Genomic DNA, 22,640 nt, shown 5'->3' with positions numbered 1-22,640 from the left:
GCATACGAGGACTGGCATGATCCCGCGCTATTCGCGTCCTGACATGGTCGCTATTTGGTCTCCTGAAACGAAATTCCGCATCTGGTTTGAGATTGAAGCTCATGCTTGTGATGCTCTGGCAGAGCTGGGTGTGATCCCAAAAGAATCTGCTGAGAAGATTTGGGAGAAGGGTGGTCCAGCTACCTTCGACATTGCGCGGATTGATGAGATCGAGCGTGAAACCAAGCACGACGTGATTGCGTTCCTGACGCATCTTGCTGAAATCGTTGGTCCGGAAGCACGCTTTGTGCACCAGGGCATGACCTCTTCTGACGTTCTGGACACCTGCTTCAACGTTCAGCTGGTTCGCGCTGCAGACCTTCTGCTGGCCGACATGGAAAAGCTGCTGGCCGCTTTGAAGCGCCGTGCCTATGAGCACAAAGACACCGTAACTATCGGTCGTTCCCACGGTATTCATGCTGAGCCAGTGACCTTTGGTCTGAAGATGGCACAGGCGTATGCTGAGTTTGATCGCTGTAAGAAGCGTCTTGAACTGGCTCGTGAAGAGATCGCGACCTGTGCTATTTCCGGTGCAGTTGGCACATTTGCAAACATTGACCCGCGTGTTGAAGAGCATGTTGCTGAGAAGCTGGGTCTGGGTGCTGAGCCGGTGTCTACGCAGGTTGTTCCTCGTGACCGTCATGCCATGTTCTTCGCAGTTCTGGGTGTGATTGCGTCTTCCGTTGAGCGTCTGGCGACTGAAGTTCGTCATTTGCAGCGCACAGAAGTTCTGGAAGTTGAGGAGTTCTTCTCCAAAGGTCAGAAGGGTTCTTCTGCGATGCCGCATAAGCGGAACCCAGTGCTGACCGAGAACCTGACTGGTCTTGCTCGTATGGTTCGCTCTTATGCATTGCCTGCGATGGAGAACGTTGCACTATGGCATGAGCGCGATATCTCGCACTCTTCCGTTGAACGTATGATCGGTCCTGATGCGACTGTTACGCTGGACTTTGCTTTGGCACGCCTGACAAACGTTATGGAAAATCTGATGGTTTACCCAGAGCGTATGATGGGTAACATGGATCGCCTTGGTGGTTTGGTGCACTCGCAGCGCATTTTGCTGGCACTGACACAGGCTGGTGCGTCTCGTGAAGACAGCTATCGTCTTGTTCAGCGCAATGCGATGAAGGTCTGGGACAGCTATCAGGTTTCTGGCGATGCGAAGGTGGACTTCCTGACTGAATTGCTGGCGGATGAAGACGTTCGCAAGCATCTTTCTGAAGAGCAAATTCGTGAGCGCTTTGACCTTGGTTACCACACCAAGAATGTCGATGTGATCTTTAAGCGGGTCTTTGGCGAAGCCTAAGGCGCCCGTGCACAGCAGTGGAGGGGAAGATGAAGCTTTATGGTCTGCGGATTTTCGTGAGTGATATCGAAAAGGCCAGGGAGTTTTATGCTGAAACGCTAGGCCTTCCTCTTAACTGGGATATGCCAGAGCTTGGCGCGTTTGGTGCCAAGCTCGACAATGCAGAGCTCATCATCGAGCAAGCACACAACGAGGAAGACCAAGAATACATTGGTCGTTTTCTCGGTGCATCCCTTCAGGTTGATGACATTGTCGATACTTATGAGCGCCTTTGTGAAAAAGGCGTTGCCTTTACCAGCCCGCCTGAAAAGCAGGTTTGGGGCGGAGTTCTTGCACATTTTCATGATCCGTTTGGCAATGTTTTGACACTGCTGGGCGAACCTCGCTGACAACATGGTCCTTATTAGTTTTTAATGGGACTAATGCCGATCAGGAGTCATGACTATGAGAATTGCGGTTTTCTCGGACATTCACGGTAACCTGCCTGCTCTGGAAGCTGTTCATCGCGACATAAAGCGGAAGTCACCGGATCTGGTGTTTAATCTGGGTGATTGTGTTTCGGGGCCGTTGTGGCCAGAGGAAACAGCTCAGTACCTCATTGCGGAAAATTGGCTGACTGTGCGTGGCAATCATGACCGGCATTTGGTGGACCATGTCCAATCCAAAATGGGGCTAAGTGATGCACATGCTTATTCGCTGCTTTCTGACGAATCCAAAGCGTGGCTGAAGCAACTGCCAACGCAAATGGAGCATGTCGAGAATGTGTTCCTGTGCCATGGGACGCCGTCAGCTGATAATGTTTATCTCACCGAAGAACTTTGTGGGGACCACACCAAAATTGCATCGCCGGAATACGTGTTAGAGCACGTTGGAAATGTAACCTCACCGCTGGTTGTTTGTGGGCACTCCCATATCCCTCGGGTCATCTGGTTGGAAACGACCGGACAAATCGTAATGAACGCCGGTAGTGTTGGGCTGCCAGCCTATGATGATGACAAGCCTCATGCACATACGATGGAAGTTGGAAGCCCCCATGCGCGGTACATGATTGTGACCCGGGTTGGGACACGGTGGTCCTTTGAAGAGCGGATGGTGAACTACGGTTGGGACCATGCCAGTAGAAAAGCTGCGCGTAATCAACGTGGAGATTGGGCTGGCGCTTTGAAAACTGGGTATTTTCGTCCTATTAAGCTGCCAGACTTTTTAGCACGACCACGTATTGAGGAACCTTATGAAGATTTCTGAGGCGGACATTCTCATTGTCCCCGGCCTGCATGGCTCCGACGCAAACCACTGGCAAAGCCGTTGGGAAACAAAATTCTCCACTGGTCGGCGCGTTGAGCAGAGCAGTTGGAGCAAGCCAGACCTTGAGGAATGGGTGAATGCTGTTGTGAAAGCGGTCGAGGAAGCTACGCGCCCAGTGGTGCTTGTTGCACACTCCGCTGGTGTTGCTGCAGTGGTTCATGCTGCGCCTCGCATCAAGAATTGGGTGAAGGGTGCTTATCTGGTTGCGCCTGCAGATGTTGATGACAGCTCATGCGTGCCTGCTGAGTTGCATAGCTTTGGCCCGTTTCCAACCTCTCCGCTGCCGTTCCATGCCAAGGTTGTGGCGAGCCGCAATGATCCGTACTGCACCTTTGAGCGGGCAGAACAGCTGGCCAAGCTCTGGAATGCACGATTGCAAGATGCTGGTGAAAGTGGCCATATCAATTCTGAAAGCGGCCAGGGGCCGTGGCCAGAAGGCATCATTTCGTTTGCTCATTTCATGAAAGAGCTCGGGTAACTCGTATAGGTTGATGAACGCCCTCCTTCCGGTGCATGTTTTGTGTGGGGAGGGTGTTTTATGTCGCGATTTGCTCACACACCTTATGACGGCTCTAAAAGGCCGTTTACCGTTGGGCTCGAACCTCTTGACTTGAGAGAGTGGATTGAGCCCGATGAGTTTTTAGCTGCGCACCTTGATGAAAAAGAGCGGCTCATCGTTGACCCTAAAGCCTTCGTGTTTGCTGCAGAGGCGGATACTGAGGCAGCACAGCGCGAAGTGGCAGACCTCCTTGTTGCTCATCTGCCTGCCCAGTTTCCTAATATTTATGAGCTTCACTCCGATCACTCTCTTAGCGTGAAGAATACAGGGAAGTGCGTTGATCTATCGGCTTGTTCCGAGGCGTCATTACTCGCGATTTCTCGCCTTGTGCAGGAAGATCTAGTGCTGATGCGTAGAGGCGATGACGAGTATAGGCTTGTCGCAGCGAGCTTGTGTTTTCCTTCCAGTTGGTCATTGGCGGAAAAGTTTGGCGGCTCTATGAGTGCGATCCATGAAGGGGTGCCGGACTTCAATGGGCACCGTATGGGGCTCATGGTTCAGCGTATCTTTGAAAGGCTGGAGACAGATAAGCCAGTTTGGCGACTGAACTGGTCTCTGTATACGGACACGGAGCTACACCATCCGGTTTCAGGTTTGCGCGATGAAGTTCTCTGCGAGCCCGATCTGGCATTTGAACAACTCTATGTGCGCGTCGAGAAGCAGACATTGAGGCGCCTGCCGGACAGCGGTGACATCCTCTTTACCATCAGGGTTCACCACGATCCTGTTCATAGCTTTTTAAAACATCCGGATGGTGGTCAGCTGGCCCAAGGTTTAAAGACACAGTTGCTTGGGCTGACCGAAGAACAGCTGGACTACAAAGGCATCAAAGCGCATGCATCAACTATCGCACAAGCGCTTGATATAGTTGAAGAATAACGTGTTTAAACTGGTTGAGGAGAAGTGGTTGTCCGATCAACATTGAAACCGGACAACTCCGTTTAAACTTTGTCAAACAAAGCTCGGATCTCAGTCTCTCTTTTGTGTTCGATAGAGTTACTGTAATGGAGGGTTTTGTCGTCGACCTTAACATCGACCACGTGTCTTACTTGCCGTTCCTTTAGAGTTTCGCCCTTTTTGTTGACCTGTAAATCAGTGGTCTCAGGATGCGCAGCTATGTATCGGTCCAAGCGCTTTTCAGATTGAGCATGTTTCATCAGAAGTGGAGGTAGTAATGCGTCTGAATCTTTTGCCTCGACAATTCCAAAACTATTTTGAGGCAGTGCTCCGGCAAGATTTTTCTCATGAAGCATTTGGAAGTTCTCGCCTTCTTTGAGCATTTTTTTAGCGATTGCCAAACTAAAGATTCCGCATTCGCCGTTACTTCGTTGCAAATCGCTTTCAATCATGACGCATTTTACATCTGGGCAGTGAGTGTCGAATGCTGACTTTGTCTGGATTGCCAGCATAGCAGGCCCCATGGAGTTCATGGTTGCCGGTTCCACGCCGATTACAGACGGCTTTCCATCAATCATTGAAAAATCAAACGCAGCAAAGTGGATACCGCCACCCATATTGACAATGAAGCGTGCAGAGCTTTGGCCGTTTGCGACCATTTCTTTGACTGATTGTGCCATTTCAGCTGGATGCGAGCAAAACTTGGCGTTCAGGCCTTCTTTTTTTCCGTTCGCAATCTCGACAAGTTCATTCATGAATTTTTTGTCAGTTGGTGCTGATGACTGAGATGGGAGTTGCTTTCCATTCTCCAAATGCTCGTGAATCGTATGCAGATACGTTTCGATCTGACTTTTTCGATCATCAGGTATCGTGTTGGTATGTTGCTGCCCTGCCGGAATAGCGTGTGTTTGACCGCTACCAATCTGATTTAGCATTCTTCTTCCTCCTAAAACTGATTAATCAGGTAGCCCGCTTGCAAAAGGACAACCTTTGATTTGCATTAGTGTGACGGGTCTTAGGAGATACGCAGTCTTATTCAGCACATCAGAGAAGAATCTCACTCTCTAAAGGAAGACTTAAGTTGTTAAGTAATGGCTTGGTGAGTGGCCTGTCAGTTTCTTGAAAGCGTTGCTGAAGTGGGATTGGTCGAAGTAGCCGAGGGAGTGGGCCAAGTCTGTTAGGTTGAGGTCTTGCCCTTTGCTGATCGCATCAACTGCAGCCAGCATGCGGTAACGTTCAATCACCCATTTGGGATAAACGCCAACGTGGCTTTGGAAGAGGCGTTGGATTGTTCTTGGCTGGAAACCTGAGATCCTTGAGAGATCTTTCAGATTGCTGATTTCGTCAGTTGTCGCGATGGTATCGACGAGTGCGCGGGCATCCTTCGCTTTAGATGTCAGGGGATGCCTATGCGAAATCAGGAGGTTGTCCATCTGAACAGCGAATGCGGTTGGCTCATCTGCTGATTTTAGCTGTGAAACTAGTTTTTGTTCGGAAATGTGGAGAAACGGCTCGATGTTCTCGTGGGTGTTGAGGAGCGAAGCGGCGTTGTATCTGAAAAAATCTGCGAAGGCTCCTGGACGAAACTTCACGCCAAACACGCGGCCTTTCTGCTGCAAGGAATAATGGAATACGCCTGTGTTGGTGCCAAATACGCCTGTGGTCTGCAAGGTGTCGATGACAATGTGTTGGGATGGGTGGGGAAGATTAGCTTGCTTATAAGGAGGCTTATCTCGCAGGTCCCATGTGATCAGCCAATAGAATTCGATGGCATCTTGCAATGGTTCAGCTGGGGTGAGCCAGTCCAGATTGAAGTGCTGGAGGCTGCGTTGCTGGTTTAGCAGTCCGCTGATCTGAGTTGAGGTGTCATCCTGATTTAGCATTGGCGTAAAAGATAGCAGCTGTCGCGCTTTTACAAGCCCTTCTGATTTTGACACAGTAGGTATTCCGCTCTCAATGCAAGGAGCTGAACATGGCAAAGATTAAATGCACCTACAAAGTTGAAGAATGGAAGGAAGAGACTGCAAAAGAACTTTCCAAGACGAGCAAGGTCACGTCGGTTCGTGCTCATGGACCTGTCAGCGGAGAAATTGTTGGGCAGGTGAACATGTTTTATCTTCTGGCCTATGTAGCTGAAAAAGAAGGAAAATACTCGGGGTACACACAGGTTTCCGGTCTATACGGTTCGCGTGAGGGCAAGTTCCTCGTTGAGGAGAACGGAGTGTTTGATGCGCAGACTGTTCGCTCTTCGATGACTGTAGTGCCCGGTTCTGGGGCCGGGGGATTTAAAGGCGTTTCTGGTCGGGGAGAGTTTTTTACTTCTCATGGTAACGCTGTTGAGTGCAGGCTTGAGCTGGAGTTTGTGGAGAGTGTTGAGCAAGCCTGAGCAAAGATGTGATTAGGTAATCTCTAAAAGTGCCCTTGGGTTCTCTGCGTTTTCTGCTAGGTTTTGCAGTGCACTATATATTGCAATAGAAGTGTGAGACGCAGGAACCTCATATGCCTTCATCTCGTGACCGGGAAGCAAACAGAATGACCGCCCGTCTTGGCCGCTATGCCAAGGTTGGTGGAAACATGAGTGGCATTGCAGCCAAGCTTGCAGCTGGCAAGCTCTTCGGCTGGGATCAAGACCCTGCGAAGAATGCAGCTTCCATCGCAGAATCCCTTGGCGAACTCAAAGGACCGTTAATGAAAGTGGCGCAGCTTCTTTCAACGATTCCTGATGCCGTGCCTCCTGAATATGCAGCAGAACTGGCGAGCCTTCAGGCAAATGCACCTCCCATGGGGTGGGCTTTTGTTAAGCGACGCATGCGGGCAGAGCTTGGCCCGGGCTGGCAAGGCAAGTTTGATAAGTTTGAAAAGGAGCCTGCAGCAGCGGCTTCTCTTGGTCAGGTGCACAGAGCGTATGATCAGGATGGGGCGATGCTGGCCTGTAAGCTGCAATATCCGGATATGGATAGTGCGGTTGAAGCTGATCTGAATCAGTTCGACATGTTGCTTGCTCTGCATCGACGTTTCAGGCCAGCGATCGAGACTTCTGAAATTGCGAAGGAAGTTGGCGACCGACTGCGGGAAGAGTTGGATTATCGACGGGAAGCGCGGCATTCAAAGCTCTATGCCAATGTTTTTACTGCAGATGAGCAGATCCAGATTCCAGAAGTGTTTGAAGATCTGTCAACACGGCGGTTGCTTTCCATGAGTTGGCTGGAAGGACGTCCGCTGCTGGCTTACCGACAGGAGAAGTTGGAAGCGCGCAATAAGATTGCGCAAGTGATGTTCAAGGCATGGTGGCACCCGTTTGCGCATTATGGTGTGATCCATGGCGATCCCCATCTTGGGAACTACACGATCTTTGAGGATGGCGGAGAGCCGGCTGGTGTGAATTTGCTGGATTACGGATGCGTGCGCATCTTTCCGCCAGATTTTGTGCAAGGCGTGGTGGATCTGTATCACGGTCTGCTTGAAGATGATCAGGACCGTGTGGTTGCTGCTTATGAGACATGGGGTTTTGATGGGCTGACGACTGAGCTTATTGAGACTTTGAATATCTGGGCGAGTTTTATTTTTGGCCCGTTGCTCAGCGATAGAGTACGCTCGATTGCCGATGGTGTTTCTCCAGCGGCTTATGGGCGGCAAGAGGCGTTTCGTGTGCATCAGTCCCTCAAAGAACTGGGGCCGGTGAAAATACCTCGTTACTTTGTTTTTATGGATCGGGCGGCTATTGGGCTTGGATCAGTTTTTCTTCACTTACGAGCTGAGCTTAACTTCCATCAACTGTTTAATGAGCAGATTGATGGGTTTGAGCTGGATGCGTTGAGTGCCCTTCAAAAGCACCAGCTGGACTTATGTGGTTTGACTGGCGAAGATTGAGGCACATACTCAGGCCGTTGGAATTATCCCCGGCACCTAGGTTATTTCCAAAGCGGTTCTTTAGGGAAGTTGCGTCACCGGACCATGTGGTGTTAAAGACTGATATTAGGAAAACTACTTGTTTCGAGGGGGAAGCATGGCTGACGGGAGCGCGTCTGTTATGGACTATGAGGAACACGAGAAGACCTACAAGAACTTTATCAACTTCTCAAAGGTTGGAATTCTTGCAGCTCTCACATTTGTTCTCGTTATTGCAATGATTGGATTTGGTGGTACTGCCGGGACGGTTTGGGCAAGCATCACTACAATCGCAACAGTGATTGCAGTTGGCGTTGGCATGGCGTCTGGTGACAGGTCGCACGTTGTACCGGGAATCGTATTCCTGCTTGCTTGTGTGGTAACAGCTGTCCTGACAATCTAAGAAACCTTCAGGTTTTAAAGGTTTTGAGAATCGCAGGAGCAGCGTGCTTCTGCGATTTTTCGTTTCAACCCCGAAATTTGCCAGAGGCGCTGCCCTTTTCTGATCATTATTGAAGAATAGAGCCTTTAGTAAGAGTTGTTCTGAGTTCGGGTATCATATGTCTACTGCGCAAACTGTTCGCGTTCTTCTGCGCTGTTCCTTGCTGCTTGCAATCTTTATCGTGGTTGCAGTTGTCTCATCGCCATCTCATTCTGCCTCGACTGATCTTGGTTTCTCCCAGATCCTGAAGGAAGAAGGCGTTGCTGCGAGTGGTAGCAACTACGAAATCGTGCCGCCGGTGTTGCGGAATGGGACATTGCTTGTTTACAGACTCAGGGTTCATGGCAAGACTTATAAGGTGCGCGGTACGGCGACATTGCAAAAGCGCATCAATGAACTTCATGCGCTGAAGGGTATTCAAGAACTGGATACGGTTTCTCAAGCGGGTGAGGGCGTTGTGACTGCCGTTGCCAAGCCTCTGACATTTCTCGGCAGTCTTGTAACCTCTCCCAAAGAGACACTGAGTTCCACAGCTGATGGCGTCGGCCTGTTGCTGAATGGGACTGTGAACACCATTACCGGGAATTCCGGAGCGACTGCTCCTTCCAAAGAAAGTGGTAAGAAGACTTCTGCGGTTGAGAGTGTTGCTGCGGCTGTAGTAGGGCGAGATAGAGCCCGGCGCTATATTGCTGTTGCTGCGAATGTAGACCCTTACACGACGTTTCCTCCACTCTCTGACGCGCTTGATAAGGCTGCCTGGGCCTATGCGACTTCCAATCGCCTGACCAATCTTGCAACTGTGTTTATTCCGGGTGGTGTTGGGACGGCGGTTAGTGGAGTTCTGGCGACAACCAACTTCAGTGAAGCTTTCAAGGCCAGCCCTACCGTTGCTGATGAGACGATGCGCGAGATGCTTGGCGAGATGGCCATTCGCCAGAGCAGTACACGAGCATTCCTGAGCGCTACGTCTATGACGCGCGGTGAAAAGATGATTTTTGTTGCAAGCCTAAACTCGTTGAAAGGTGTTCGTGGGCGAAGTGATCTGGTTGATCAGGCGAGCCGGCAAGGGCTTTCTCAAGAGGCGGGATATTATTACCTGTTGGGTCTGATGATGATCGCTGATTATCATATTGATACAGAGCGTCTTGCTTCTGTTGAGTTGTTTGAAAGTATTCCGATTGGTACGACCAGAACCGGGCGTAAAGTTGCCTTTGTTGCTGGTGACCGAGTTGGTTGGAGTGTTGATCAATCAACGACCACACTCAATATCGCAAGCCGTGTCAATCAAACCCATGCAGGCACTGGAGCGAGTGAACTGCGCGTGTTGGGACTGGTGCATCCGACGTTAAAAGCGGAGCTTGGTGCGTTGAACTGGGTTATCCGCGAAAAAGCACCACTGGCCACTTTCAAAGAAATTGACGTAACAAGCTGATTAAAAAAGTGTTTGGGGTGAGCTCTGAAAGTGTCACCCTAAAACCCAAGGGGCAACATCCAAAATATCGGTGCTTATGGTGAGAGCGCGCTGGCTGTGATTTGGCCGCGGTTCACACTCTTTCATGATCGAGGTGGTCCATGAAAATTGCCGATATTCTTGAACAGGCTTCTATGCCGATTGCTTCTCCTGCTTATCCCAAGGGGCCATACAGGTTTATCGACCGCGAGTTTTTTGTGGTCTCCTATGAAAGTGACCCTGACGCTATTCGTGAAGCTTTGCCTGAGCCTTTGGAGCCGGATGGGTCCAATACGGTGATGTTTGAAGTGATCCGTATGCCTGATTCTGCAGGTTTTGGGGACTACACCGAGTCTGGCATCGTGATTCCAGCCAAGTTTGGGGATCACCCTGTGAACTTCACTCAGCAAATGTTCCTTGATGATACTCCGCCGATTTTTGGTGGGCGTGAGATCTGGGGCTTCCCGAAAAAGCTTGGCCATCCAGAATTGAGTATATCGGGCGCAACATTGACGGGCCATTTGGTCTTTGACGATGTGACGATTGCTATTGCGACCATGGGGTACAAGTACCAGCACCTACTTTATGATGTTGAGCATGGTACGCAGTGTCACCCTGATGCGATCCTCAAGAAGCTTCAGAAAACTCAGGTGAATCTGAAACTTATCCCAGACGTTGACGGCTCTTTGGCTATCGCTCAGTTGGTTGCTTATGAGGTGTCTGATGTGACGGTGAAGGGCGCGTGGTCTGGTCCGGCGAGTTTGCAATTGTTCCATCATGCCAATGCGCCAGTGGCTGAGCTGCCAATGCTTAAGTCACTCGGCGGTGTTCATTTTATTACGGACCTCACGTTACCTTATGGCCGGGTAATGTATGATTACCTGAAACCTTAAGTGATGCGCTATTTCGGAGGTGTTGCATGCGAGGCCACTTCAGGATCTTTGAGTATTTGATTGGCAGCTTATTCATGTCAGCTCTGCTGGTCTCGCAGGCCGCCGGGTTTGAGCTGAAGCCTTATAAAGATGAGCTGTTTGCTTATCCGCGGGTTCTGGATCAGGCGATGGACGGGGCGTTCCTGCGGCTTGATTATCAGATCCAGCGTGATTTGCGGGACCGGGATGAAATACCAGAGCAGCGGGTTGAAGGCAGATATGTTTCCAGCAGGCCTTCCTGGTATGTGCGGGAGCGCTCAGTTGTGCTTGCGGGTAGTAAGCGTAAGCATATCCGAGTTGGGAAACCTGACGTCGATACCAAGCTGTTGCTTCTTTATCTGCATGGTAAGGGGGGCAATCGAAAGCAGGGGAATGCTGATTGGACGTTTGGTGGTAATTTCAATCGCTTGAAAAACCTGATGGTGCGCAATAATGGCGTTTATCTATCTCCTGATGTGAAGCTCGAAAGCCCCAGAGGTACCCAGGAAATTCGCGAGTTGATTGCGGAATACCGGAAAGAAGCCCCGCAGGCCAAGGTGATTGTGGCTTGTGGCTCCATGGGTTCGCAGGTTTGTTATGGACTTGCGGATCAGGCTGGTGTTGCTGGGCCGTTGTCTGGCCTCATGTTATTGGGCGGAGCGACGGATCGGCGATTGTTGACCAGTGAAGTCTATAAGGCAGGCGTGCCGATTGTGTTTGGCCATGGTAGTGCTGACGGGGTTTACAGCTGGGAGAAGCAATATCAGTTGTTTAAGGCAGCCATTGGCAAAACCCAGCGGTATCCGGTGCGCTTTCGGCTATTCGAAACGGGCTCTCACGGGACGCCCATTCGCATGATTGACTGGCGTGATGAGATTAACTGGATGCTGTCGATATCTTCGGGAACAAAGCAATAAAAAGGCCGGAGTGTCCGGCCTTTAGAAAGCGATATGTTGGCGAGCCTAAGCTTGCGGAACGCCTGAAGACGTTGACAGGCGTTGGGAGCCTTCCTTCGCAATCTGGTTTGTCGAAGATATCTGCAGTGCTCTGCTGTAGGACTGGCGTGCTTCTGTAATCTGCCCCAGTGCTTCTTCTGCGCGGCCACGGTTCGCCCAAGCAGATGCGGACTTGCCGTTAAGCGCAATCGCTGCATTGAAATCTTTGAGTGCAGATTTTGGATCGCTCAGAGAAAGGTAAGTTACACCGCGCGCGATCAGAGGTGAATATGCGCGGGAGTTCAGGCCAACAGCAGATGAAAAGTCATTGAGAGCTGCTTCCTGTAAACCTTGTGCCTGATAGATGAGGCCGCGGTTGTGATAGGCCTGTGCATCGCCGGAATTCAAGCGAATGACTTCGTTGTAATCACGAAGTGCTGCTGTGTTCTGACCGATAGAACGGTAGGTGTTGCCGCGTCCGTTCAGGGCCTTCACGTAATCTGGCTTGATGGAAAGTGCTGAGCTGTAATCCTGAACTGCCTGAGACGTGTTGCCCTTGCGGCGTTCTACCAAAGCTCGGTTTGCGTAAGCCTGATAAGAGTTTGGTCTCAGCTGAAGAGATTTGTTGAAGTCCTCAACGGCCTGATCAAGGCGCCCAGCTTTTGCGTATGCAATGCCGCGTTTGTTGTAGGCGTCGGCATCGGTTGGATTTGCGTCAACAACGGCACTCAGACTATCGATGTTGGAGGAAGAGCCAACAGCTTTGTCGATGGGCACATTCTGATAAACAAGGCCAGATGAGTTGGATTGGCATGCTGCAACGCCAAGTGCGAGCAGACACGCACAGATGCCTTTAGCCAGTTTATTGTTCACGAGAATGTGCCCCATTCTTAAAGAGTCCTTGCAATGACACGATAGCCTACACTTTAGTGTGGCAAAAAAAGGTCAAATGAACCAGCAAAAACAACAAACGGACCAACCGGTTTACCGGTTAGTCCGTTCTGAATTCTAGCTTCGGTCCGCTCACACGCTTTTCGTCAAACATAGTTGAGCCTTAGCTATGTGATGTCCCGAGTGCCGCCGGATTAACGACGACCTTTGCCGACCAACAGGCCTTCACGCTGTGCGCGCTTGCGAGCCAGTTTGCGAGTGCGGCGGATTGCTTCTGCCTTTTCGCGAGCCTTCTTTTCAGATGGCTTTTCGTAGTGGCCACGAAGCTTCATTTCACGGAAGATGCCTTCACGCTGCATCTTTTTCTTAAGCGCTTTAAGCGCTTGATCGACGTTATTATCGCGAACGAGAACCTGCACGCGTTTATCCTTACCTTCGAGCATTCTGGATTACGTATCCAGAACGACATAGATGAAATGATTGATAGCAACACTTAGCGCATATGCACGGATCACAAGAACTCCGTCGCCGCTGATGCGTCGCTTCTTGACGGGGTAACTAACAGACTGCGTGGGGGCTGTCTACCTCCTTACTTGAGAATCTATGTTAATTTATAGATGGGAAAGGGGGGAATACCTCTTGTGGGACAAGGCAATCTCAGCAGCGTACGCTCATTTTCTTCAAAATGGCGCATTGGCACGCTCGTGTGTGAAGTAAAAGATAAGTAAAAAATGCTTTCAAAATGCATTGTAACTTCACGTGTGAAATTATTTTGAAAAAATACAACTCTTGATTGTGTATGGTTGAGTCTCTCTTTTGCTGCTGAAAAAAGTCACAGGAGCTTTTCTGAACAGTGGAAATCGAGGTGGAAATTTGAATGGAATTTGCTTCAAACGTCGTTCGTCATGTCCGACTTCGAAACTGAGTCGAGTGAGTCCATCTTACTCACGAGAGCTGCGATTGAGGGGCTCTCTTTAGATCCACGGAACGATCCCTGAGAAAACTCGTTACTCTAGTTATAGGGAAGGGGTTTATACCTGCTGATGGATCATGCATACTCTAGTGACCTCATTTGGGTAATCGACCAGAAGAAAGAATAATGTAATGTGCCGCTGGCTTGCGTACCGTGGAGCTCCCATTTTCATGGAAGAGCTGATTTCAATGCCCAATCATTCTCTGATTGCGCAGAGCCTGCATTGTGCGGAAGCCAAGGTGAACACCAATGGTGACGGCTTTGGAATTGGTTGGTACGGTCACAAGTCAGAACCGGGTCTTTATCGTGATACGCAGCCTGCGTGGGGTGATGAGAACCTTCTGAGTATCACCAAGCACCTCAAGTCCTCTTTATTCTTTGCTCATGTGCGCGCATCTACGGGCACTGCGACCTCCCGTTCAAACTGCCATCCGTTTGCTGTCGGCAAATGGATGTTTATGCATAACGGGCAGATTGGAGGGTACGATGATATCCGCCGCCAGATTGAGAGTTTGATCAGCGACGACTTTTATCGTTACCGGCAGGGTACAACAGACAGTGAAGCGCTGTTTCTTGCCATGTTAAGTCATGGTCTGGATGTTGATCCTGTGGGGGCTGTGCAACAGGTGTTCACGAAAACACTTGAGATTATGCGTTGCAATGATGTCATTGCTCCATTGCGTGTAGCGATGGCCTTGACTGATGGTGAGCGCCTTTATGCTGTGCGTTGCTCTAGTGATAAGATTGTTCCAAGCCTATATTATCGCTTACATAACAGCAACTTGAGTGTTGTCTCCGAGCCTTTGGAAAAGGGCGGGCAAGGTTGGTATGAAGTGCCTTGCGGACACATCATGGTCTATGGCGGTGATAATGCGCCTTGCTTTATTCCTCTGGACATTCCTGAAGAGTTTTGCAAAGTAGCGTAATCGACATTTTCACTAGCGGTATTGCTTAGGCAAGAAGCCACTGGGACTTTGTCGGTCTGTTTCTATGATAGGAAGTTTCCTCCCAGCGAGGCACTGTGGTCAATTGCAGGACCCAGCCTTGTTTATGTTCTTGAGAGGCTCAAGTTCTGGAGGGGCTCCATGCCCTTTTCTTCAGGAGCTTATGATGACGCGGGTTGAAAGCACCAGCGTTGCCAAACCCACATCCATGTCTGCATGGTGGGGGGAGTCCAATGCAACGCTTATTTTGGGATTGCCTTTGATCGGTGCGCAACTTGCGCAGATGGCAATCAATGCCACCGATGCATTGATGATCGGTTGGCTTGGCGCAACAGAGCTGGCAGCATCCGTGCTGGCTTTGCAGTTGTTCTTTCTGACATGGCTGGCAGGACTTGGGTTCTTGCAAGCCGTTATGCCATTGGCATCCAGAGCCGAAGGTAAAGGCGACGTGCGGAATGTGCGGCGTGCTTCGCGCATGGGCCTTTGGATTTCGCTCATTTATACGACTTTTGCGATGGTCGTGCTGTGGAACGGTGAGAGCCTCTTGCTGGCTCTTGGGCAGGATGCAGAAGTTTCTGCCATTGCTGCGGATTATCTGCGCATTGTGCAGTGGTCGATGTATCCATCCCTATTTGTGGCGGCACTACGCAGTTTTCTTACCAGTATTGAACGTTCGCAGATTGTTTTGTGGGCGACTGTGGTGAGTGCTGTGGTCAATGCACTTCTCGATTATGTGTTGATCTTTGGCTATTACGGCTTTCCTCAACTTGGCATTCTAGGTGCCGGGATTGCGTCTGTAGTGACTGCGTTGGCATCCTGTGTGATTTTGATTGCCTATGTGTTTTGGGAAGAGAAGTCTCGCAAATATGAGGTGTTTGTTCGCTTTTGGCGTGCAGACTGGCCAGCGTTTTTCGAAATTCTGCGCCTTGGCTGGCCGATCTCCCTCATGTTGGTTGCTGAAGTGGGACTGTTTGCAGCTGCTGCTTTGATGATGGGGTGGATCGGGACACTGGAGCTTGCTGCTCACGGTATTGCGGTTCAGCTCTCTGGTATTGCGTTCATGATTCCGCTTGGCTTTGCTAATGCTGCCGTGGTGCGTGTTGGCATCGCATCTGGCCGTAGTGATGCTGATGCTATTACGCGAGCCGGTTGGGTCGCACTGATCTGGTCCATTGTGATTGGCCTGCTTGGTGCGGTGTTATTTGTTGCGATCCCTGACACACTGATTTCCTTCTATCTGGACACCAGCAATCCAGACGCAGCTGATGTGATCCGCCTCGGCGTGCCGCTGGTCTTTATTGCAGCGGTGTACATGGTTGTTGATGGTATTCAGGTGGTTGCTGGTGGTGTTCTGCGCGGTCTTTCCGATACGCGAATACCAATGGTGATTGCGGTGATTGGTTACTGGATTATTGGGGTGCCGCTTTCCTACGTGATGGCGTTCACCTTTAACTGGGGCCCAGAAGGGATCTGGGTTGGTTTGGCCAGTGGTCTCTTTATCACCGGCATCCTGTTGCTGATCCGGTTCCAAAAACGCGATCAACTTGGTCTGGTTAGGCTAGGATAGTCTGGTTTAAATAAGAAAAAGCCCCGAAGATGAAGAGATCTTCGGGGCTTTTTCTTTGTAGAATAATTCGATCAGGATTTTGGGGAGAGGTGGTTGATGTGGCCCATCTTGCGGCCTTCCCGTGTCTCGGCTTTACCGTAGAGTGTCAGACGAGCGTTTGGCTCGAGCAGTGCTGATTCCCATGAGTTCACATCATCACCAATCAGGTTTTCCATGATGACGTTGTGTGCTCGGGTTGGCCTGCCAAGTGGCCAGCCTGCAACAGCGCGAACATGCTGTTCAAATTGAGAAACCGGACAAGCGTCTTCTGTCCAGTGACCTGAATTGTGAACGCGTGGCGCTATTTCATTGACCTTCAGCTCTGTAGCCTCGCCGTCTCTGACGACAAACAGTTCTACACCCATCACTCCGATATAATCGAGCGCAACAGCGATGCGGGTTGCCATATCGATGGCTTCCTGAGCGGTTTCTGCCGGGATGTCTGCTGGTACGCTGGAGGTCTTCAGAATGTGGTTCTTGTGGTAGTTGTCCGCCGGATCATAGCATTTGACCGTTCCATCCACGCCACGAGCGACGATGATGGAAATCTCTTTTTCAAACGGGACGATGCCTTCAAGGATAGATGGCTGATTGCCAAGCTTGCTCATGGCGCCTTCGATATCCTCAGGTGTACGGATCATGATCTGGCCTTTGCCATCATATCCAAAACGGCGCGTTTTCAGTACACCTTGACCGCCCAACTCCATGAGCGCAGCTTCCAGCTCTGCCTGCGTGTCGACTTTTATGAAGGGAGCGACCTGCGTTGCCGCTTCTTCTGAAAGGAATGTCTTTTCTGCCAGGCGATCCTGGGAAACTTTCAGTGCATGTGGGCCGGGGCGAACTGGAACAAACTGCTCCAGAATGCGGGCTGTCTCGCCGGGGACATTTTCGAACTCATAAGTGACGACCGAGACGCTCTTCGCAAACTGGGTGAGTGCTTGTTCGTCTTCGTAGGCCGCAATAGTCTTCTTTTCTGAGACCTCAAAAGCGGGGCTGTTTTCATCCGGGCAATAGATATGGCACTTCAGGCCCATCCTGCTGGCAGCTTGCGCGATCATGCGGCCAAGCTGGCCTCCACCCAAAATACCAATCGTGTCGCCAGGACGTAGTGTGGAACCCATTTCGAAAACTTTCCAGATGTTAGGGGCCAGATGTTAAGGGCGGCTTGAAACAAATGAGGCGCCTGCAAATGGGCGCCTCTGAAACTCTTACTCTTCCGGGTTGACTGGCTTCTCGGCTACAGCCTGACTTTGCTTTTCGCGCCAGTCATCCAAATTGGCGGCGATCTCCGGATTGTTGAGTGCCAAAACAGCGGCAGCCATTAATGCTGCGTTGACGGCACCTGCACGACCAATAGCAAGAGTGCCGACCGGAATGCCTGCTGGCATTTGAACGATGGAAAGGAGGCTATCTTGTCCCTTCAGGGCGCGCGACTCAATTGGAACACCAAACACTGGCAGCGGTGTCATGGATGCGGCCATACCCGGAAGGTGGGCTGCGCCGCCAGCGCCAGCGATAACAACCTTGAAGCCGTTCTCTTTTGCTGTTTTGGAAAACTCTACCAGACGGTCCGGGGTGCGGTGGGCTGAGACGATGCGAGCATCATAGGAAACTCCCAGTGCTTCTAGCGTATCTGCAGCATTTTTCATGGTTGGCCAATCGGATTGGCTTCCCATGATGATAGCGACTTCTGGCTGGTCTGTGCGGTTCATAAAACGGGCACCCTCTGAGCGTCTGGGAAGAAAGCGCGGATTATAGAAATAACACGGCGTGTTTCAAGCCAATTACAACAAGAAATGCCAATAGTATACGAAGGTTAGAGCTCTGCCTCTAATTTAGGCAATAATGTCAGGTAAGAGCTGTGTTTCCAGCACTTGAATCTGGTCTCTTAGCATGAGTTTTTTCTTCTTTAAGCGTTGCAGCTGGAGAACATCCGCCCGTCCCGTTTCAATGAGCGCTTCGATGGAATGATCAAGATCCCGATGCTCCTGTCGCAACTCAGCGAGCTCGGAACGCTTGCTATCCTGATCGAGAGTATCTTCCGTCATCGTTTTGTCCTCACATGACACATATCGGTCTGTGTGCAACGAGACCCATCAATGATCAAATCTGGTGGGGCGCGTTGTCGCAATTCACCGCTCGGCAACAGTATACCGAATGTGCAACGGTGATGAACAAGAGTCTCTTGATTTTTACAGGAAGTGTTGTCTCATGACGGATTTACGCAGCGTATATATAGGGTTGAATACTTAGTGAAGTTCTCTTTTGAGTGGAATATGAAACCCATTAAATTTACTGGGTCATTTATAAGTTCCCTAAGTTTTTCATGAATTAGCGATCTCGCGTTGTAGAGGCCCCAAAAAAACAGCTAATCATAGTTCGACAACTCAATAAAATGGTGCCATCATCCACCTGTAACAGAGACAATGTAGGAGGATCAAAACCTATGTCCATCCGTGAGCATTTGACTGAGCTGGAACGCCGCCATGCTACCATTGAGAGGGAGCTGGAAACAGCCAAGCACCATCCTTCGATGGATGAGATCGAACTAGGCAATCTAAAAAGGCAAAAGTTGAAGCTTAAGGATGAGATCTCGCGAATACGAGTGACAGGGTAGCTTCCTTTTTCTTAACCGAATAGAGAATGCGTCGCTTTTAGCGGCGCATTTTTTGCTTAGGGTCAGCCGATCTTTTTTGCTTCTTCGCGCAGTACGAACTTCTGGATCTTGCCTGTTGAGGTTTTCGGCAGGTCTGTGAAGACAACAGTTCTTGGTGATTTGAAGCTGGCCAGATGCTGTTTGCAGTAGGTTACGATATCGTCTTCCGTCACACTGCTGTTCTCTTTTAGCTCCACAAACGCACAGGGAGTTTCCCCCCATTTGTCATCGGGACGGGCAACCACTGCTGCTGCGGAGATTTCCGGGTGTTTGTAGAGGACTTCCTCGATCTCAATGGATGAGATGTTTTCACCTCCTGAGATGATGATGTCTTTGGAACGGTCTTTGAGCTGGACGTATCCGTCTTCATGCTGAACGCCCAAGTCACCTGAGTGAAACCAACCGCCGTTGAAGGCTTCCTGTGTTGCGGAGGGGTTCTTCAGATACCCTTTCATTACAACATTACCCTTGAACATGACCTCGCCAATGGTTTCTCCATCAGCAGGGACTGGTTTCATGGTTTCGGGGTCGAGAACAGCGAGATCCTGCAAAGCGACGTAATTAACGCCTTGCCTGGCTTTCAATGCAGCTTGTTCTGATGTTGGAAGTTCATTCCAATGGTCGTGCCATTCGTTGACGACGGCTGGGCCATAGACTTCTGTCAGCCCATAGAGATGGGTAACATTGAAGCTCTCCTCTGCCATCGCTGCAAGAACAGCTTCAGGTGGTGGTGCTGCAGCCGTGAAAAACTCGACATCATGGGTGAGTTTGCGCTTTTGGTCCTCGGGGGTGTTGAGCAGCGTGGACATCACGATTGGAGCACCGCAGAGGTGCGTAACTTTCTCATCTGCCAAGGCATTCCAGATAGGGGCTTGTCGTACTTGACGGAGGCAGACATGCGTTCCGGCAACGAGGGATAAGGCCCATGGGAAACACCAGCCATTGCAGTGGAACATTGGCAGTGTCCAGAGATAGACTGGTTTTTTGCCCATGGCTGCGGTGATGATGTTTGCTTGCGCAAGAAGGTAAGCACCACGATGATGATAAACGACGCCTTTCGGGTTTCCTGTTGTACCCGAAGTGTAGTTGAGCGTGATTGCATCCCATTCATCCGCGGGAAGTTGCCAGTCAAAATCAGCGGAACCGCTGGCGATCAGCTCCTCGTACTCCAACTCTCCAATTGCGGAGGCTGATTGAGGGAATTCTTTGTCGTCGTAAAGCACCACTTCCGGCTTCACCGCTGCCAGTTCCAATGCTTCGGTCATGACCTTCGAGAACTCACGATCAACGATTACGAGCTTGCTCTCTGCATGGTCTAGCTGGAATGCGATGATAGCGGCATCAAGGCGGGTGTTGAGTGCGTGGAGAACGGCTCCAGCCATTGGTACGCCGTAATGAGCTTCAAGCATGGGTGGTGTGTTGGGCAGCATGACAGACACGCAGTCATTCTTGCCGATACCACGCTTTTCCAGGGCGCTCGCGAGTTTAATAGAGCGCTCATAGAACTCCTTATAGGACCTACGAATCTTGCCGTGAATGATGGCTGTGTGGCTTGGAAAAACTTTTGCAGCTCTCTCCAAAAAACTGAGTGGGCTTAATGGCGTGTAATTTGCTTCAGTTTTTGGGAGGTCTTTGTCGAAATATGATGTGTTTGGACTATTGTTTTTCATGAAATTCCCCAGGCATTCAACTTCCGCTCAAGAGAACTGCGAAGATCCGTTGAACTGGCTATCAGCTTTCCCAAGATAGTTATTGGCTCCGATGAAGAGCTTGGAATTAAGAGTGTCGCATATTTTGATATATCTGAGTATAGGCGTAGGGGGTAGTTCAGATGACTTAGATGTTAGTCTGAGGATCTTCTTGTTATTAGACTTTCATCTATAAGTATTTTTGAGATGTTTTATGGATTGGTGTCGATATATTCGGCGAATTTAAATGCGGTGGTTGCAACTGGTGCCTTAACTTAACGGCAAAGGTGAAATCTTGTTGCGTTTTTGGGCAAGACAAACGCTCGCGACAATTTGCAACACCTCAGAAGTCTTCCCCGTTTGCCTTTCGATTTGTAATGTACACCTGTCTGATAAAAGAATAAATCGCGACCCGTTTGATACGGCGAGTGATGAACAAGCAGGGCTCGCATGACCGTAGTGACACCAAATCGACAGGGGAAAATCGCCTTATTCTTTGGCGTGGTTTTCTGCGCGATTACCGTGGCTCTGACGGGTTATATTTTCACCCTCGGACCACAGCGATCACAGGATGCGCAGTGGTTTGTTTTGTTGGTGGCGTTCCCTGTTCTGATCCAGCTGTATCTCAATCGTGCAGTCATTTTGAATCACTTCCGGGATCATTGGTATCTTTGGGCCATATCGACAGCTGTTTGTCTGGTTGTCGGGCTCCAACTCAACTTCGGTCAGCTCAATTCGACAGGCAGTATGGCAGATCAGCTGCGGACTTATTTCTTCTCGTGGGTCGAAGGGCAGCCGCCAAGCTCAGAATATGCAGGCAATCCATCAGATGCCTATAATGCAAAGCAAGTTCGGTATCGGATTGTTTCGCCCGCGCGTGGAGATCTGGATCTGACTGATCCCTCTGGTTTCTTTCATAACCGAGTGACCTGGAAGACAATGCCGGATGCTGCTTTTGAGGTCGACGGGCCAATCGACATGATCAAGAGTGTGCTTTACCACGGCTTGGGTGAGCGCGACTGATACTCACGTAGTTGATGGCTTATGCTACATCCTTTCTCTCCACCGTATAACACGCCTTAAAAGCCTGATGCGCCATCCCAAATCAGTTTGAGTGCGATAACAAACAGGGCTGCATACGTGATCTTGTAGAACAGCTCTTTGTTGATGTGTTTTACGATCTTGATTCCCGCCAGTGTCGCCAGAGGGGCGAGCGGTAGCAATACAAGAGATGTCGCGATGTTTTTGGCGTCAAACTGTCCAAGGGCGAAGTAAGGCAGCACTTTTGAGAAATTTACGACCGAAAAGAAGATGACTGCGGTACCTGCCATGACTGGTGGTGCCAGTCTGAGTGGCAAGACATACATTTGAAATGGGGCTCCGCCTGCATGGGCGATGAAACTGGTGACACCAGAAACTGTGCCCCAGAACCCTCCTAAAAGAACATTCTGCGGCTTTGGCGGTTTGTTGGCTTTATTGTTGAACCAATAATCGAGCACAAAGACCAAAGCGATTGCGCCAGTGACTAGTCTGATGTGGGTTTCAGAGATGTAGGCTGCAGCAAAATAGCCGATCAGAGTTCCTGTCAGGCCAGCTGGTATGAGAATGGCCAGTGTTTTCCTGCAAAAGATTGCCCGGTAAGAGAAAAGACCGACTGCGTCCATGACCAGCAGGATCGGGAGGAGTATTCCTGCTGCCTGCACAGGTGGAATTGCCAATGACATAAGCGGCACACCGACAAGGGCGAGGCCGCCTCCGAATCCTCCTTTGGCCATGCCAACGATGAAAACAGCAGGTATTGCACAGAGGTAGAAGAAGGGATCGGTAATTGGCAGCATGATTTGTTTCCCGCAAGGGTGCAGGCAAGTCCTTTCTATTTAAGAGGAAACTAAGAAATAGGCAGGTTGAAAACTATATGGTCATCTTTAGTTATAAGCCGATTTTCTAATATAGCAAAACTTGCCTTTAGGGCATTCAGGGCCCAGTCTTAGCCGAACCTGTGGACAGGTACTATGCAGGGGTGCATGGGAGGAGAGCAGCTATGACGAGCCGATACCACGACATCTACAATGGATGGAAAGAAAACAAAGAAGCCTTCTGGGATGAAGCTGCTAAGGGCATTGACTGGTTCTCGCCCTACACCAAGACAT

At 50.2% G+C, this 22,640-nt stretch carries 24 protein-coding genes; 15 read left to right on the top strand and 9 right to left on the bottom strand.

Translation table 11 applies throughout. The features are described from left to right. Window positions 1-16 precede the first annotated feature (16 nt). From purB to PPL9_RS07145, 5 genes are read left to right on the top strand one after another with little or no spacing between them, the layout of a single operon-like run. Window positions 17-1,345: an adenylosuccinate lyase gene (gene purB, locus PPL9_RS07165; protein WP_057462039.1), complete on the top strand. Its 1,329-nt coding sequence runs from the start codon at window positions 17-19 to the stop codon at window positions 1,343-1,345. A gap of 29 nt (window positions 1,346-1,374) precedes the next feature. Beyond that, window positions 1,375-1,734, top strand: a complete 360-nt coding sequence (locus tag PPL9_RS07160; protein WP_057462038.1) for a VOC family protein — start codon at window positions 1,375-1,377, stop codon at window positions 1,732-1,734. Between the two features lie 55 nt (window positions 1,735-1,789). Beyond that, window positions 1,790-2,590: a metallophosphoesterase family protein gene (locus PPL9_RS07155; protein WP_057462037.1), complete on the top strand. Its 801-nt coding sequence runs from the start codon at window positions 1,790-1,792 to the stop codon at window positions 2,588-2,590. Further along, the gene (locus tag PPL9_RS07150) at window positions 2,577-3,128 is read left to right on the top strand and encodes an alpha/beta hydrolase (RefSeq protein WP_057462036.1); all 552 of its coding nucleotides are present in this window, start codon (window positions 2,577-2,579) and stop codon (window positions 3,126-3,128) included. Before PPL9_RS07155 ends, PPL9_RS07150 begins: the two co-directional genes overlap by 14 nt. A gap of 60 nt (window positions 3,129-3,188) precedes the next feature. Beyond that, a complete protein-coding gene (locus PPL9_RS07145) occupies window positions 3,189-4,088 on the top strand; it encodes a DUF3445 domain-containing protein (RefSeq protein WP_057462035.1) in 900 nt (299 codons plus the stop codon). A gap of 62 nt (window positions 4,089-4,150) precedes the next feature. Here the strand turns inward: PPL9_RS07145 and PPL9_RS07140 are convergent, their stop codons facing one another. Both PPL9_RS07140 and PPL9_RS07135 read right to left on the bottom strand, forming a co-directional pair. Beyond that, on the bottom strand, window positions 4,151-5,041 hold the full coding sequence (locus PPL9_RS07140) for a YopJ/AvrA family T3SS effector serine/threonine acetyltransferase (protein ID WP_057462034.1): 891 nt from the start codon (window positions 5,039-5,041) through the stop codon (window positions 4,151-4,153). A 141-nt stretch (window positions 5,042-5,182) separates the two neighbouring features. After that, a complete protein-coding gene (locus PPL9_RS07135; protein ID WP_208989225.1) occupies window positions 5,183-6,043 on the bottom strand; it encodes a helix-turn-helix domain-containing protein in 861 nt (286 codons plus the stop codon). A gap of 35 nt (window positions 6,044-6,078) precedes the next feature. Between PPL9_RS07135 and PPL9_RS07130 the strand changes: the two genes are divergently transcribed. From PPL9_RS07130 to PPL9_RS07105, 6 genes are all read left to right on the top strand, one after another. Then, window positions 6,079-6,492, top strand: a complete 414-nt coding sequence (locus PPL9_RS07130; protein ID WP_057462033.1) for a DUF3224 domain-containing protein — start codon at window positions 6,079-6,081, stop codon at window positions 6,490-6,492. Between the two features lie 113 nt (window positions 6,493-6,605). Next, window positions 6,606-7,976 carry an AarF/ABC1/UbiB kinase family protein gene (locus tag PPL9_RS07125; RefSeq protein ID WP_057462032.1) on the top strand — a complete coding sequence of 457 codons (1,371 nt, stop codon included), beginning with the start codon at window positions 6,606-6,608 and terminating at the stop codon, window positions 7,974-7,976. A gap of 136 nt (window positions 7,977-8,112) precedes the next feature. Beyond that, entirely contained in the window at window positions 8,113-8,397 is a 285-nt protein-coding gene (locus PPL9_RS07120) for an aa3-type cytochrome c oxidase subunit IV (protein ID WP_208980563.1), read from the top strand. Window positions 8,398-8,554: 157 nt separating this feature from the next. Continuing rightward, window positions 8,555-9,868, top strand: a complete 1,314-nt coding sequence (locus PPL9_RS07115; protein ID WP_057462031.1) for a hypothetical protein — start codon at window positions 8,555-8,557, stop codon at window positions 9,866-9,868. 140 nt (window positions 9,869-10,008) lie between these two features. Then, complete coding sequence (locus PPL9_RS07110) at window positions 10,009-10,779, top strand: acetoacetate decarboxylase (protein ID WP_057462030.1); 771 nt, start codon at window positions 10,009-10,011, stop codon at window positions 10,777-10,779. A gap of 74 nt (window positions 10,780-10,853) precedes the next feature. Continuing rightward, the gene (locus PPL9_RS07105) at window positions 10,854-11,714 is read left to right on the top strand and encodes an alpha/beta hydrolase (RefSeq protein WP_152986616.1); all 861 of its coding nucleotides are present in this window, start codon (window positions 10,854-10,856) and stop codon (window positions 11,712-11,714) included. 45 nt (window positions 11,715-11,759) lie between these two features. Here the strand turns inward: PPL9_RS07105 and PPL9_RS07100 are convergent, their stop codons facing one another. Then, window positions 11,760-12,620 carry a tetratricopeptide repeat protein gene (locus tag PPL9_RS07100; RefSeq protein ID WP_057462028.1) on the bottom strand — a complete coding sequence of 287 codons (861 nt, stop codon included), beginning with the start codon at window positions 12,618-12,620 and terminating at the stop codon, window positions 11,760-11,762. A gap of 197 nt (window positions 12,621-12,817) precedes the next feature. Beyond that, complete coding sequence (gene rpsU, locus PPL9_RS07095; protein WP_057462062.1) at window positions 12,818-13,042, bottom strand: 30S ribosomal protein S21; 225 nt, start codon at window positions 13,040-13,042, stop codon at window positions 12,818-12,820. A 742-nt stretch (window positions 13,043-13,784) separates the two neighbouring features. Between rpsU and PPL9_RS07090 the strand changes: the two genes are divergently transcribed. Both PPL9_RS07090 and PPL9_RS07085 read left to right on the top strand, forming a co-directional pair. Continuing rightward, a complete protein-coding gene (locus PPL9_RS07090; protein WP_244272057.1) occupies window positions 13,785-14,522 on the top strand; it encodes a class II glutamine amidotransferase in 738 nt (245 codons plus the stop codon). 184 nt (window positions 14,523-14,706) lie between these two features. Next, window positions 14,707-16,107, top strand: a complete 1,401-nt coding sequence (locus PPL9_RS07085) for an MATE family efflux transporter (RefSeq protein WP_208980561.1) — start codon at window positions 14,707-14,709, stop codon at window positions 16,105-16,107. A 71-nt stretch (window positions 16,108-16,178) separates the two neighbouring features. Here the strand turns inward: PPL9_RS07085 and PPL9_RS07080 are convergent, their stop codons facing one another. The 3 genes from PPL9_RS07080 to PPL9_RS07070 all read right to left on the bottom strand — a co-directional run bounded on the left by PPL9_RS07080 (window position 16,179) and on the right by PPL9_RS07070 (window position 18,194). Next, on the bottom strand, window positions 16,179-17,267 hold the full coding sequence (locus PPL9_RS07080) for a 5-(carboxyamino)imidazole ribonucleotide synthase (RefSeq protein ID WP_057462026.1): 1,089 nt from the start codon (window positions 17,265-17,267) through the stop codon (window positions 16,179-16,181). 87 nt (window positions 17,268-17,354) lie between these two features. Further along, window positions 17,355-17,858 (bottom strand): 5-(carboxyamino)imidazole ribonucleotide mutase, encoded by a 504-nt coding sequence (purE, locus tag PPL9_RS07075; protein ID WP_008551529.1) that lies wholly within the window; start codon window positions 17,856-17,858, stop codon window positions 17,355-17,357. A 123-nt stretch (window positions 17,859-17,981) separates the two neighbouring features. Further along, on the bottom strand, window positions 17,982-18,194 hold the full coding sequence (locus PPL9_RS07070) for a DUF465 domain-containing protein (protein ID WP_057462025.1): 213 nt from the start codon (window positions 18,192-18,194) through the stop codon (window positions 17,982-17,984). 398 nt (window positions 18,195-18,592) lie between these two features. On the opposite strand from PPL9_RS07070, the gene PPL9_RS31170 reads away from it, so the two are divergent. After that, the gene (locus tag PPL9_RS31170) at window positions 18,593-18,763 is read left to right on the top strand and encodes a DUF465 domain-containing protein (protein ID WP_082596622.1); all 171 of its coding nucleotides are present in this window, start codon (window positions 18,593-18,595) and stop codon (window positions 18,761-18,763) included. 62 nt (window positions 18,764-18,825) lie between these two features. Here the strand turns inward: PPL9_RS31170 and PPL9_RS07065 are convergent, their stop codons facing one another. Beyond that, entirely contained in the window at window positions 18,826-20,472 is a 1,647-nt protein-coding gene (locus tag PPL9_RS07065) for an acyl-CoA synthetase (RefSeq protein ID WP_057462024.1), read from the bottom strand. Window positions 20,473-20,940: 468 nt separating this feature from the next. On the opposite strand from PPL9_RS07065, the gene PPL9_RS07060 reads away from it, so the two are divergent. Continuing rightward, window positions 20,941-21,513, top strand: coding sequence for a hypothetical protein (locus PPL9_RS07060; RefSeq protein WP_057462023.1), 573 nt, complete (start codon window positions 20,941-20,943; stop codon window positions 21,511-21,513). A gap of 56 nt (window positions 21,514-21,569) precedes the next feature. Here the strand turns inward: PPL9_RS07060 and PPL9_RS07055 are convergent, their stop codons facing one another. Beyond that, window positions 21,570-22,328 (bottom strand): sulfite exporter TauE/SafE family protein, encoded by a 759-nt coding sequence (locus tag PPL9_RS07055; protein WP_057462022.1) that lies wholly within the window; start codon window positions 22,326-22,328, stop codon window positions 21,570-21,572. Window positions 22,329-22,640 lie beyond the last annotated feature (312 nt).

Source organism: Pseudovibrio sp. POLY-S9, assembly GCF_001431305.1.
In the GTDB taxonomy this organism is placed as follows: domain Bacteria; phylum Pseudomonadota; class Alphaproteobacteria; order Rhizobiales; family Stappiaceae; genus Pseudovibrio.
Note: the sequence above shows the minus strand (reverse complement) of the source record. Positions and strands in the feature narration are given on the sequence as shown.